General features: G+C 50.8%; 7 protein-coding genes. 1 reads left to right on the plus strand and 6 read right to left on the minus strand.

Translation table 11 applies throughout. The features are described 5' to 3' along the window. The first annotated feature begins 57 nt into the window (after positions 1–57). On the plus strand, positions 58–9,390 hold the full coding sequence (locus OGV93_RS06765; RefSeq protein ID WP_287109460.1) for an autotransporter outer membrane beta-barrel domain-containing protein: 9,333 nt from the start codon (positions 58–60) through the stop codon (positions 9,388–9,390). A 190-nt stretch (positions 9,391–9,580) separates the two neighbouring features. On the opposite strand, the gene OGV93_RS06770 is transcribed toward OGV93_RS06765, so the two are convergent. The 6 genes from OGV93_RS06770 to rclA all read right to left on the minus strand — a co-directional run bounded on the left by OGV93_RS06770 (position 9,581) and on the right by rclA (position 14,626). After that, positions 9,581–10,348, minus strand: a complete 768-nt coding sequence (locus OGV93_RS06770; RefSeq protein WP_047501818.1) for a putative bifunctional diguanylate cyclase/phosphodiesterase — start codon at positions 10,346–10,348, stop codon at positions 9,581–9,583. 101 nt (positions 10,349–10,449) lie between these two features. Beyond that, a complete protein-coding gene (locus OGV93_RS06775) occupies positions 10,450–11,037 on the minus strand; it encodes a helix-turn-helix domain-containing protein (protein ID WP_101699776.1) in 588 nt (195 codons plus the stop codon). Between the two features lie 24 nt (positions 11,038–11,061). Beyond that, positions 11,062–11,748 carry a flagellar brake protein gene (locus OGV93_RS06780; protein ID WP_016152158.1) on the minus strand — a complete coding sequence of 229 codons (687 nt, stop codon included), beginning with the start codon at positions 11,746–11,748 and terminating at the stop codon, positions 11,062–11,064. 579 nt (positions 11,749–12,327) lie between these two features. Further along, on the minus strand, positions 12,328–12,888 hold the full coding sequence (gene rclC / locus OGV93_RS06785) for a reactive chlorine resistance membrane protein RclC (protein ID WP_016152157.1): 561 nt from the start codon (positions 12,886–12,888) through the stop codon (positions 12,328–12,330). Between the two features lie 11 nt (positions 12,889–12,899). After that, positions 12,900–13,136 (minus strand): reactive chlorine resistance periplasmic protein RclB, encoded by a 237-nt coding sequence (rclB, locus tag OGV93_RS06790; RefSeq protein ID WP_029139445.1) that lies wholly within the window; start codon positions 13,134–13,136, stop codon positions 12,900–12,902. A 164-nt stretch (positions 13,137–13,300) separates the two neighbouring features. After that, positions 13,301–14,626 (minus strand): reactive chlorine resistance oxidoreductase RclA, encoded by a 1,326-nt coding sequence (rclA, locus tag OGV93_RS06795; RefSeq protein ID WP_101699774.1) that lies wholly within the window; start codon positions 14,624–14,626, stop codon positions 13,301–13,303. Between the last annotated feature and the right edge of the window lie 35 nt (positions 14,627–14,661).

Below are 14,661 nucleotides of genomic sequence, written 5' to 3' on the forward strand. Positions count from 1 at the left end.
GCCAACAACTCAATGTATTAACAATACACATAACAGGAATGTAGACGAGGGTTATATATGAACAAAGTTTACAGCATTATTTGGAACGCGGCGCTCGGTATCTGGGTGGTCGTTTCCGAATTAACCAAAGGAAAGAAAAAAAGCAGCTCACGTAAAACTGTCGCCGTACTGGCGGCCGGCGCATTAAGCGCTGCTTCAATGCAAGCTTCAGCAACTCCGATCATCGACATCGGTGAACATAATATTTTCGCCGACTACCAGACAGGTATTTCTGTTGGGGATTATGAGGGTGTCCACGACTACGGATTCTTATATGAAGATATCACTGCTGGTCAGGCGCTCAATATCAGCGGCGCGATCCCAACCATCAGTCCGGGTCAAAGTGGCGTTGTTGAATCAACGACCATCAGAGAGCTACTGCAAACCGGCAAAATCACCCTGCAGGCCACCAGCCCTGACCAGGGCGTAAAAACGATTACTACCGCCGAGGAGCTGGCGGAATACCTGACTTATAACCAATCATCAACGCCTTCGCAGAGCACAGAATTTGAGATTAACGACCCGGCGTTCCCCGGCGAAAAAACAACCATTAAAGTCTTTGATACCAACGCGTTAAGTAACTTTCTTACCGAATCACAGATTGGCGATTCGGCATTAAACACTTACGATCCGACGCAGTCTAAAATCTACAAACAATTTGGCATCGCGCTGGCGACAAACGGCTCCACGGCCAATCTGAATTTGGGCGACGACACGCTCAATGTACGCGCCAAAGCCAATACCATCGAATTACTGGCCAAAGACTCCTCCTTACTGGAGGCTCAGGACGCGGGTAGCCAGGTTTACTGGCAATCCGATAACTTTATAAAATTTAACGCCGCCCCGGTTATTCCTGAAAAAACCTTCGCCGGCTCAGCGCAAACCTCCGTGTTTGGCGATGATGTCACGCTCATGACCTACGGCTATGATACGGACGGCAAAGTCGTCGAAACGGGTGAGCGCACATTTAACATCACCAACACGCAGGAGTTGGCCGAATTTAACGACTGGCTGTTGGGCAATAGCAGCGACGCGGCGGAAAACCCGGAAGGCGAAAAAGTCAGCCAAATCCAACTGTGGCTGGAAGCGAATGAAGTCACTACCGTCACCGCAGCACAAACGAAGTATGCCGAGCTGATTGATGGTCTGATCAATTCCAGCAAGCCCTCTGACGTGCTCAGTTGGGATTACGACGTCTGGACAGACGGCTTATCGCATGTCAATAACGCGACCGCTGGCCGCGGTGAGCTGCATGCTATTTACGCCAACGGCGCAGGCACCTCCGGCACCCTGAACAAAGATGCGATTCTTGCCGTTGACGGCAGTATTAATGGCGTCATGAAAGCCGTTGATAGCGGGGTTATCACAAACTTTGGCGAACTGAACGCATTACGAACGTCTACCGGGCAGAGCCTGGCGATTGGCATGCTGGCACAAGACGCGACGGCAACCAACAACGGGATGATCAACTCCGGGCTGTTTATCGATAAAGACGGCAACCAAAACGTCAACAGCTATGGCGCATTTGGTATGCAAGGTCAAGGCACCAGCCAGATCGCTAACAACGGCATCATCAACCAGGCGATCACCACCGATAACTTTGGTACCGCTTCGGCAGCCGATCCCTGGAGCAAAGACGTCCCCGCTTCTTCGCTGACGCTGGCGATTGGTATGCAATTGTCTGACGATGCGCAAGGGGTCAACAATGGCGAGATTAACGTCGTAGACGGACGTAAAAGCGGTACATCCTTTGCCAGCGGCACCGCTTATGGCGTAGAAGTCGCCGGGAATGCCACCTTTACCAATGCTCAGAATGCCTCTATTTATCTTGGTCGCGACGCAAGCGATCCGGCTAAAGATGTCACCATGGCAGGCGGTTCCAGCCTGAGCGCCGGTATTATGATCAAGAGCGCCAAAGAGGTGATTAACAACGGCCTTATCACGCTGGGAACCGGCGTCCGTAACGCCGCAGGGATTTTGGTCGGAAATGCCACGGGCAACGTCCTCAATACCGGCAATATCGTGATCAATGGCGGTTCTAAAGGGGGCAGCAGTAAAAACTACGGCATCTCCGTACACGACAGCGGCGCAGAAAATAATCAGGAAATCCGTAACGACGGCAAGATTAACGTGAATGGCACCAACAACGTAGGGATCCACGTTAGCGCCAATAACAAAAATGCCGAAGTCACCACCAGCGCTGCAGGCTCTATCGTGGTGGACGGTGAAGGCGGCGTCGGTAACCGTAACTACGCCATCTGGGCGGAAGGTGGCGCCAACGGTCAGGCAGTGGTCAACGTCTACTCTAATATTACGCTGGATAAAGCCGGTAACATCGGCGTCCACGTGCGTGATAACGCCATCGCTAACGTTGACAGCTTAAGTAGCCCCTCATTTAACAGCACCGATCAGATTGGTTATTACCTGTATGGTAAGGGCGCTACCGCCAATATTGGTCAGGCGGTGATGAATGACAACGGTCAGGATCGCACCACCATTTTCCGTATCGCCAATGGCGCATTGCTGGCCGGTAATACCACTAACCCGAAAGATCAGTCCACCTCCAACCTGGATTTGACTCTCAGCGGTAACAATTCCGTGGGCGTACTCGCCACCGGCGCAGGCAGTAACGTAGATACCGGTGAAGCAACGTTTACCGTTAAGGGCACTGACTCTGCGGCGCTGGTTATCGAAGGCGGCGCGAAAGGGACCATCAGCGATAAAACCACCATCAATTTAACCGGTGAAAGAACCGTTGCCGGGGTTGTGGATGGTCAGGCGCATCAGTTGAATGGTAATGTGCAGGGCAATGCCACGAGCACGACCCTGACCTCAAACGCGAAGATCACCTCTGAAGCCAGCGGCAACAAGGTAATCGCCTATGTGGCGAGGAATCTGGGCAACCTGATCCTCGATACCAAATCGATTATTGATCTGGCCAGCGTCGACAGCATCGGTGTCGATGTTCAAAAAGGCGGTAGCTTAACCAATAACTCCTCCCTCGCCCTGCATGTCAGCAACGGCATCGGCGTACGCGCCTCAGGCTCCAGCGCGCAGATTAATAAGCTGGGCAAAATTCAGGTTGATGATGGCACCGCTGGCGTTCTGTTGACCCAAGGGGCAAGCCTGCTGATTAACGGTATGACTGGCGACAGCATTACCACCGATGGCTCCGCTGACGGTATTCGCCTGGCCGAAGGCGCTGGCGCTCTGGCCGCGCAAAGCGTGATGATCCGCGCTGATGGTACCGGTGCCGGTATTCAAAACGATGCCAACAACACCAATATCACGCTGCGAGATGTCACCATCGACTCCAACGATGGCCCAGGGATCCGCACCAGCGTGGCGCTGACCATGAACGATGGGCTGAACAACATCCTCAACGTCAACGGTAAAGGTACCGGCTTCGCCTTTGAACAACGAAATGGCGACGCGGTGACGGGCAATCTAACCATCGGCAAAGGCTATACCATTGAGGTACTCAACAGCGAAGGCAGCGGTATTCGCGCCAATACGGACGGTCGTATCACCACCAATGCCGACATCAACGTACATGACAGCGCAGGTGGTTCAGCAATCATCGCGAAAAACGTTAGCGCATTGACCAACAGCGGCAAGATTATCTCTGCCAGTACCACCTCACCGGTAATAGACGCCAGCGGCGACAGCAGTAAAGCCATTACCAACACGGGAACCCTGCAGGCCATCAACGACTCGGCCGTGGCAATTCAGTCTGGTAAAGGCAATGACACCATCGATATCAGCGGCGGTGTGACCAGCGGCGTAATCAACACCGGCGAAGGTACGGATACCTTCAACTGGCGTAGCGGCTCTTATGCTGGCGAAGTGAATTTCGCGGGTACTGGCGGTAACAATAAAGCCAACATCGGCAATGTGACGCTGGATAAAACGCGCCACATCCTTACCGCAGCGGGTACGGGCAACGCCCTCACCTTCACTGATACAAAAGATGCGAAGATTGGTACGCTGGCTAGCGACAACCTGAATACCGGTACCAACATTGGCACTGGCTGGGATTCACTGACCATCAGCGGGTCAAATGCAGATGTACGCATCGTTGAAAACCTGAATCTGGCGAGCGAAACCCTTGCTGTAAACAATGGCGCCACGCTGCGTACCGGCGACCACGTCGAACCAACCAGCACTGCCGCAAGCATTGGCGATTACAATGTCACCACCCAGGGCGCAGACAGCAAGGTTATCTTCGATACTCAGGGGGATACCTCAACAGCACAGATCTATCGCGGCATCATCAGCGGCGACGGGAAATTTGAACGTGCGGCGGGCGGTACCACGGTATTTACCGCCAACAATAGCTACACCGGCTCTACCACCATTGATCAAACCGGTACGCTGCAGTTAGGTGACGGTGGAAATGAAGGCGAAGTGAGCGCCGTCTCTGACATCATCGACAACGGCGTATTGGCGATTAATCGCGCCAACACCGTGCTGCTCAACGGTGTGATCTCCGGTATCGGTGCGCTACAGCAAATCGGCGGCGGCATTACCCGTCTGAACGGCAACAATACCTATACCGGTAACACCACCGTTACTAACGGCACTCTGCTGGTGAATGGCGATCAAAGCGCGGCGCGCGGCGTCACCACCGTCAGCGGTACGTCCACACTTGGCGGTAAGGGCATTATCGGCGGTAACGTGCTGATGAACGATGCCACAACCATCAGCGCCGGTGACGGCGGTGCGGGTACGCTATCTGTTAACGGTAATCTGCAGCTTGGCAGCAAAACGACCTCCGCTTTCGAACTGGGGCAGGCCTTTACGCCAGGCGGTGCGCTAAACGATCTGGTGAACGTGGCAGGCGATCTGCAACTGGACGGGACCCTGGATGTTACCACTTCGCAAGGCGGTAACTTCGGACCGGGCGTGTACCGTATCTATAATTACGGCGGTACGCTGGATAACCAGACGCTGGAGCTGGGCGCAATACCGGACAGTCAGGATAAGAGCAATATTTTTGTCCAGACCTCTATCGACAAACAGGTCAACCTGGTGAACGCCAACGGCGTTACCCTGCAATTCTGGGACGGGGCGACGGTAAGTCAGAGCCACGGCGCGTCGGGCATTGAGGGCGACAGCAAAATTGACGGTGGCGATGGCAAATGGATGGCGATCGGCAGTCAGGGTGATAACAACTGGACCACGGCAACGGGCGAAGGTAACGCACCTTGGGCGCAGAAGTCCTTTGCCGTCTTCACCACCAAAGGTGGCACCGTTACCGTGGATAACGCCGCAGGAGAAGTTAACTTCTCCGGGGCACAGTTTGACGCCGATGGCTATGTCGTTAAAGGCGACGCACTTAACGCTTATGCCACCACGGAAAACGCGACCCACGCCGGCCAGACGCCGGGAACCGGTGAACTGCTGCTGCGCGTTGGCGCGGGTGGCGCGGGGCAAAACTATACCGCGACCATTGAGTCCGTCATCCGCGAAGCCAGCACGACTGACAAGCTGACGCTGGTGAAAACCGACCTTGGCCGTCTGATCCTCAGCGGTGATAACGCGTATCGCGGCGGCACACGCATTGATGGCGGTACGTTGCAGATTTCCGCCGACAGCAACCTCGGTCAGAGCGGAACCGACCTGGCTATCAACAATGGCTCCACGCTGCAGATGGGTGCGGACCTGACCAGCAATCGCACCATTGCGCTGGGCGCGAATGATAACGCGGCGGTGTTTGACCTCAATTCACATAACTTCACGCCAACCGGTGAGATTACCGGCGACGGTAAACTGAAAGTCACCAGCAGCTCAAGCGATGCGGGCAGTACCTTGTCGCTCAATCGCGCGAACAGCTATAAAGGCGACACAGAAATTGCCGGTACCGGAAATGCCAACAATGTGACGGTCAACGTCAGCAAAACCGGGGCCTTAGGTAGCAATGAAAGCAGCACCGTGAACGTCAATAACGGGGCGACGCTCAATGTCAGCGGAACAGAGACCAGCCTGAAATCCCTGACCATGAACATCGCCGACAGCCTGTTAACACTGGCGGATAACGTCACCGCCGCGAGCGCAAAACTGAACCTGACGGGCACAGCGAAAGCGCTGTTAACCGATAACGCCACCGCGGGCGAGGCGACGGTTAACGTGTCAAAAGACAGTACGTTGGCGCTGGAAGAAAACGCCAGCGGTGGTTCTGCTAGCGTGAATAACAGCGGACTGATGACCTTTGCGGACCAGGCGCTAGCAGAGAATACCGTCGTTAAAAACCTGGCTGGCGGCAAGGTCGATATCAGCGCAGTCGACAGCGCAACATCTATCGGCTCGTTGTCCGGCGCTGGGAATGTCGAACTGGGCAATAAAGAATTGTCGCTGGGTAATCTGCATCTTGATGACACCATCAGCGGCATTATCAGCGGCAACGACGGCAGCCTGGTGAAAATCGGTGACGGCACGTTAACGCTGACCGGCGATAACACCTGGACCGGCACCACGGACGTCAATGAAGGCGTACTGCTGGTCAACGGTAATCAGTCTGCCGCGACCGGTCAGGTGACGGTGAAATCTGGGGCAACGCTCGGCGGGAACGGTATTATCGGCGGCGCGGTTGATGTACTGGATGACGGCCATATTACCGCGGGTGCGGCCATCAATAGCGTGGGTAAACTGACTACCGGTTCACTGACGCTCAGCGATAACGCACAGCTTGATTACCAGTTTGGTCAGGCCTATACCCCAGGCGGAGCCTTCAATGACCTGATTGATGTGAATGGCGATCTGACGCTCGATGGTAAGCTCAATATCCAGACCTCTCCAGGCGGAAGCTTTGACGTTGGTGTTTACCGCGTCATCAACTATACCGGCACATTAACCAACAATGTGATGGACATTGCCGACGCGCCGGAAGCTGCGGACAGCCTGTACGTACAAACCTCGGTTAAAAACCAGGTTAACCTGGTCAACCATGCCGGGCTGACGCTGCGTTTCTGGGACGGCACCGGCGGTGAGAATGGCGAGCTGAAAAACAACGGCGTCATCAACGGCGGCGACGGTATCTGGCAATCCAGCCAGGGTAATGACAACTGGACTACGGATGAATCAACGCCAGAAGGCGCGCTGAATGCACCGTTTACCGATGCTGCGTTCGCCGTCTTCCAGGGTGAAGCGGGCAACGTAACCGTCGATAACAGCAAAGGCGACGTCATCATCAGTGGCGCACAGTTCGCCACCGATGGTTATCGCGTGGGCGGTGAAGCCATTACCACCGATACGGCTAATACGCTGATTCGCGTCGGCGATGGCACAGTAGACGGCGCTAACTACACCGCGACTATCGACAGCGTGATCCGCGGCACCGGCGGCTTGAATAAAGGCGACCTCGGTACGCTCATCCTCACTGGCGACAATACTTACAGCGGTGGAACCACCATCACCTCAGGTACGCTGCAGGTAGCGGGTGATACCAACCTTGGCGCACCAGAGACGGGAATTACCTTTAATGGTGGTACGCTGAAATATGGTGAAGCGTTTGATACCGCTCGTCAGGTGACTCTGGAATCCGGCGGCGGGACATTCGACACCAACGGACATAACGTTTCTCTGCTGACGGAAGTCGAAGGTAACGGTCAGTTGACCAAAACCGGTAAAGGTTCCCTCACCCTGACGCTGGATAACACCTACACCGGTGGCACCACCATCGAGCAAGGCGTTTTACAGCTGGGTAACGGCGGTGATATCGGCAGCATTCAGGGGGATATCGTTGATAACGGCGTACTCAACGTCAATCGTGGCGATACCCTGGCGCTGACCGGTAATATCAGCGGCGAAGGCCAACTGCATCAAACCGGCAGCGGTGTTACGGAGTTGCATGGTGAAAACAGCTACAGCGGCGCAACGCTGATTGCCAACGGTGTACTGCAGGCGGGTAATACCAACACTCTGAGTAGCGCATCACACCACTACGTTGTCGCTGACACCACCCTCAACACGCAAGGTTACAACCAGACGGTAGCGGGACTGAGCAACGGCGGCGATGTTTCACTCATCGGCCAGCAGACTGGCACAACGTTAACCGTCAAAGGGGATTACACCGGCGAAAAAGGGACTATCAACATGGCGGCCACACAAAATGGCAGCGGCGCAGGCATTGCCGACCGTCTGATTATCGATGGCGGTAAAGCCAGCGGTAGTACGCTATTGGATGTCGATGGTTCTGGTCTCGGCGCACCAACCATTGGTGATGGTATCGAAGTGGTAACCGCGCTCAATGGCGCAACCACTACGGCACAAACGTCACGAGACGCCTTCCATCTTGCCGCCGATCGTATGGCAGCAGGCGCATTTGAGTATCAACTGCATGCGGGCAACGCTCAGGGTCAGGGTGAAAACTGGTATCTGAGAAGCGAATATCGTCCAGAAACTATGCTGTATTCTGGTCTCGCCAGCGTCGTTCGTCAGGGCGACATCAGCCTGTTAGGCAACATGCACCAGCGTATGGGTGACGAGGTTAAACCGGGTATTGATGAAGACAATCGCGCCTGGGCAAGAATGATTGGCTACTCCGGTAAAACCAAACTGGATGATGCGGCTGGAACGCAAACCAGCTCCCACACCATGGGGATTCAGGTTGGCGTCGATATGTATGCCAACGAAAGCTGGAAAGCCGGGATGTATACCAGCATTCTTGATATCGACAGCAACGTGAAAGGCACGAAGACAGGCAGCGACGGCAAAGGCGGCAACATCGACGACAACGCGTTTTATGTCGGCGGCTACGCCACCTGGTTCTCGGGCGACGGGATGTATGTTGATAACGTCCTGCAATACGGTAACCATAAATCCCGCCTGGCGGCGACCGGTAACAACGGCTCGTATACCGTCAGAGGCAACACGCTGACGGCGTCAACAGAAGTGGGTAAATCGTTCCGTTTAGGCGCCAGCGCATGGAGTCTGGAACCTCAGGCTCAGTTGATCTATCAATACAGCGACTTTGATAACGGGCGGCTTGATGGTGTGACCCAAACGAAAGTGAAAATGGATACCGCGGATTCCTTTACCGCCCGTCTGGGCGTGCGTCTGGTCGCTGACTATGACACCAACCATGGCAAATTCCAGCCTTACGGCAGGGTCAACGTCTGGCAGGGTCTGGGTTCAAAAGACAAAACGCACTTTAGCAATGCGGTAGCCACCACCACGCTTGAGTCTTCACAACAGTACTCCAGCACTGAAGTTGCAGCCGGTCTGTCATGGTCTATAGACAGAAACCTGCAGGTTTACGGAGAACTGGGTACGCAATTTAGTAACGGTGGCAGTAAGTCGCAGGTTGAAGCGCCGGTTAATGCATCAATTGGCTTTAAGAAATCGTTCTAAGCTGACATAAACTCGCTAGCCCTCTGTTTAACAGGGGGCTTTTTTTTTGCCTGTCACAGATACAAAGCTACCTGATGCGCTTAACGTATCAGGCCTACGGACTTATTTTTATAGGCAGGAAAAGCGCGGGAGCGGCCCTCTGGCAACGCGAAACAAACGAGATTCAGGGGAACAACAGAGAGGGAGAAGATTAAGGATTATACTGCGTCAGGAGTAACGGGATCTCTTCTGCTAACACTGGGGGAGAAATGAAAAAGCCTTGAATTTTGTCACAACCAATCTGCATCAGCCGGTCCAGTTCGGACTGGGTTTCCACCCCTTCAGCAAGAACTTCAATACCAAAATTGTGCGCCAGTGAAATTATACCCTCGACAATCTTTGTTGAGCGGGTATCGGGTTCAATGCCGGCGATAAATTCCTTATCAATTTTTAAGGTATCAAAAGGATATTTCAACAGATAGTTAAGATTGGCGTGGCCGGTTCCAAAATCATCAAGGGCAATTTTGACCCCTATCGCCTTCAGCTCCGTCATATTTTTAGCCGCGACTTGACTGTCGCACAGCGGCGACGTTTCCGTGACCTCTATCTGGCATCGATGAGGCGGGAGACCACATACAGTAAGATTTTTTCTGACGCGTTGGGGTAACAGCGGATCGCAGAATTCAAGCGCGGAAATATTGACGGACAATACAAGGGGCTCTGGCCAACGGGTTGCCACATCCCAGGGAGTGTGGGTAACCATATCTTCAATTGACATGATATTGCCGCTGTCTTCCAGCAAGGTAATAAAAATATCGGGAGAGATCATCCCCATCTGGGGGCTATTCCAACGCATTAATGCTTCAAACCCGCTAATACGCTGATTACGCAAATTAAAAATTGGTTGATAAACCATATAAAGCTGACTGGTATTCAATGCCTTTTCAAGCGCGGTTAACACCTCACTAGAATTAAACATTCCTCTCTCCCTCAACAAATCATAAAAATTAAAAACCAGTCAATATCACTCCCGAATTGTATCTACTATTAGGTGTGTTACATCAGAATAGAATGGCCAGGTTAGGGTAAAAAAGACATACGATGGGTAAATCTGACAATTAATTTATTTAATTCCGAGGTATTGGTCAGTCCCAGCTTGGTGACGACCCTCATTTTATGCGCCTGGATAGTTTTATAATTCAGGCTGACTAACTCTGAAATTTCTCTCGCGGTATATCCGTTTACCAATAAACTCAGAATCTGCTGCTCTCTCTCGGTTAATCTTTTCTGTGAGCGATACAGCCGGGGATTCCATTTCCCGGCCGTTAACGACGCCAGTTGACCGAAATCGCGCAGTGAAGATTTCTCCGTCAAAACTATCGTTTTTTCAACATATAATAACTCTACACATAATTTCGCCACCAAACTATCAGCAATAATTACCACGACATTATTATAAAACTTGAAGCGGTTTTTATTCAAAAACTGCACGATAGCTGAACATGGTTGTTCGTTATCAATGATATTAAAAACCATGGTTTGATGCTGGCATAATGATGACTGATGCAACATATCCTCAAACTGGAATGTTTGTATCGGTACATGTTTGCTTGTCAGGTAGGCGAACAAACCGTTGCCCACAAAATTATCACTGCCACACATCAACATCCTGTTCATCGCTCCTTATCAGCATCAAATCTTGTTACTCATTAAAAATTTAATAATAATCTTTTCGACCTCTGCCTCTTCACGACGATTTTTAAAATCGAACTCACATGAGATCTGATGACAGGCATACAATTGATTATCCTCATCAAATTCATTGATCATGACGACATCGATCACTTTCAAATCCAGCTGTAAACTGCCAAACGTATCAAAATCCAGCGCGGCATTTTTAATCACCGCATCTTTATAGAGAAAACGGGAGTTCACATCTTTAACAATTAATGCACAACCGCCCTGCGAGATGTTTTTAATCTTCAGAGAGTAGTTTTCTCCGTTTTTGTAACGACCAAAACAGAAAAAGTCGTAACCCTTCAGGAAGGAAAAACGCTGATTTTGTCGCTGCTGGGCAAAGAAAATCATATCTGGGATGAAGTAGGATAATCCTGCTTGTGCACCTGCTGATAAGGTTTGTTCGAATCTGGCACTAAATTTTACAATCCCACTTTCACTGTGCAGGATAAAGTACTGGACCTTTTCAGGAACAATATCTTCGTGTCCGGAGATGACAAACCGCTCGAAATCAATCTTCTCTAACTGCGTGATAACACTATGGTTTTCACATAACACTTCCAGTTTCGTTTTCTTGTGCAACTCTTCACGAAGGGTAGCGATGATTTCAAACTTGTTGTCCTTTGCTAATCCAAAGCTCATTCTAAAACCCTTATTTCCATATTTAAGATATGTCTCGCTTGTGGTTACTCACAAAACGCAAGATCAGCATCCACCCCTGGTGCTTAATTACCATAGTGGATTCCATGTCGAACAGTTGGTTAAAAATTAAGTTTTTAACTATCTTTAGCCATTTATTGATACGTAAAAACATTTAATCAAAGTTAATTCTAGCTGAAGCCATGCCTAAAACCACATGAAGTTGTTGGCTAACTATAACAAAAGAGAATAATAAATTTTTTTGAGATGTCATTTTGAGATAACAAATAGCAAGAACTACACAGAAAAAAAATAGAGGGAAATGAATGGGTTTTGATGGAAGGACCACGCAGTATGCGGACTGGCGTGCTATCGCAAGAAGAAGAGAAAATGCTTACGGCACTATATCATTAACCAGGAATATAGCTCCGACTAGTTATTGTGAAAAAGTGAATAATTATAATTCACATGTAAAATGAATTTACCTTAGGGCAGAAAAAAGGCCAGCATCCTGCTGGCCCGGTAATTACCGAATCGAACTATAGAGGCTTACTGTCTTACAGAGGGTACAACGTTAAAAATTCAATACTTTTGCTTAATAATTGATCGCGATGAATCTGCGATGATCATCACCGCTCCCGCCAGCATTAATGTGTCTTTCAACACCAGACGCCCGGCTCCTGACAAGTACGGAAAACCGTGGTGCAAATCGCCCAGTGGCATCACCCATGCTTCCGGTGTGGTAATTAAAAATGATAACGTCACAATCGGAGTAGCAAATGCCAGTACGCCACCAATTAATCCCAACCAACGGCTAACAGGATTAGCCAGCACCAGCAATGCGATCAGCACTTCGACTACGCCCAGACCATTGGAGAACGTATAGGTGTTATTCGCCTTCTGCCATTCCCGCTCCTGCGGTTTAAACTCACCTTCGTGGGTTAAATGCTGCTTATATTCTTCTGGATGTTCATAAAAAAATGACATTACCGGACTATTGGCAACAAATGGCGTAATACTATCGGCTTCGTAAGGTACAAATTTCAATAAGCCAATCCAGATAAAAACAATGGCAATACTCAGGCGAATCAATGTTAATCCAATTCTATCGCCCTTGCTGAGTAAACGCAGATACTTTTCCATTCAGACTCTCCTCACTTGTACAAAATTGCGGTTGCGTGAGTGCTGCTATCAATGCGCATTGAGGTAATTTTCCAGGAAGTTGCCTTCTTTTCCTGCGCCAGCCTGGCGATTGCATGTTCAACAACAGAAGGTGCAGCGGCAATTGCCGACACGCTGACGCGGGCTACTTCGACTGGCTGTTGTGCCAGTGCAGAAAATGTCACCGGCGCAGTCAGTAAAGCAGTCAACAATAATGAAGTTTTAAGCATGTTCATTTCTATTTCCATTAACAAGTGATTTCACTCGTAATAGAATAAAACATTATTGCTTATCTTATTTCCTCCATAACACCAGAATAACTGTTCATGAGTATTTCTTTATATATGATAAAAAAAAGCCCCACACAGGTGGGGCAATCATGCAAACTATATTATTATTTTATTAGAGAGAAGAGATCGTTCAGTGATTCGCTCATGCTCGGATGAGTAAATATTTGATCGCGCAATGTCGTGTAAGGTAAACCAGCATCCATAACGGTTTTAATGATATTAATCATCTCATGAGAATCCACGCACAGCAGCGATACGCCTAATATCTGTTTCGTTTCGCGATTTACCACCGCTTTAAGTACGCCACGCGTGTCATTCATCACCCGTGCACGCGGGATAGCCGCGACAGGCAGGGTGACAACCTGGACCGCCGCGCCGCTGGCGCGAGCTTGTTCTTCTGTCATCCCCACACGGGAAAGCGGCGGCGTCATAAAGACAGAATACGGTACGTTTTGGCGATCGCCGGTGTTACGTAATCCCTCGCCTAACAGGTTGTCGCGCACAATACGGAAGTCATCCAGCGAGATATAGGTAAATTGTAACCCCCCCGTCACATCGCCCATGGCCCAGATATTGTCTGCCGAAGTACGCAGATATTTATTCACTACAATGGCACCGCGCGCGTTGACATCCACACCCGCTTTCTGCAACTGCAGATTTTCAGTTGCCGGTTTGCGACCCGATGCCACCAGTAGCGCATCCACAGTCTGGACGCCTTCCGGCATTTGCACCTGCACCGCGCCGTCATGGGACGAAACCGCCTGCACCCTGGCATTAAGGATAATCTCAACCCCTTTGTCGCGTAAAATGTTGGCGATAGCGTCGGCAATATCCCGATCTTCGCGGGCTAAAAACAGTGGGGCGGCTTCATAAATGGTGACCTTACTGCCAAAGTTGGCAAACATTGATGCGAATTCAACACCAATATAACCGCCGCCCAAAATCCCCAAACGTTCCGGACGTTGCGTCAAATTTAACAACCCGGTACTGTCAAACACGCCCGGTGTAGTCATTACCCCTGCCACGTTTGGCATCGTTGCCTGTGCGCCGGTATTAATAAAGATCTTTTCGCCGCTTAGCTCAATCGCGCCTGTTGGCTGCACGACCCGCACCGTATGGTTATCAATGAATTCAGCACGACCTTCAATCACATCTACATTTTCCAGATCGGCAAGATTATGGAAGTTTTTATCACGCAGAAAGCTGACAACGGAGGCCTTGCGCTGCATCGCCGCAGCAAAGTCATGCTGAAGTTCAGCATCGTGTACCAGGGTTTTGGTGGGAATGCAGCCGATATTGATACATGTCCCGCCATACATGGTGTTTGACTGTTCAATAATCGCCACTCGCCAGCCCGTTTTCGCCAGGGTAGCCGCCAGCGTTTTACCCGCTTTGCCAAATCCGATAATAATCGCCTGATACTGATTCATGCTGTCTCTCCGCCATGTCACTGTTCGTTTGTTGA

It is taken from the genome of Citrobacter sp. Cb031, assembly GCF_030336725.1.
GTDB lineage: Bacteria > Pseudomonadota > Gammaproteobacteria > Enterobacterales > Enterobacteriaceae > Citrobacter > Citrobacter braakii.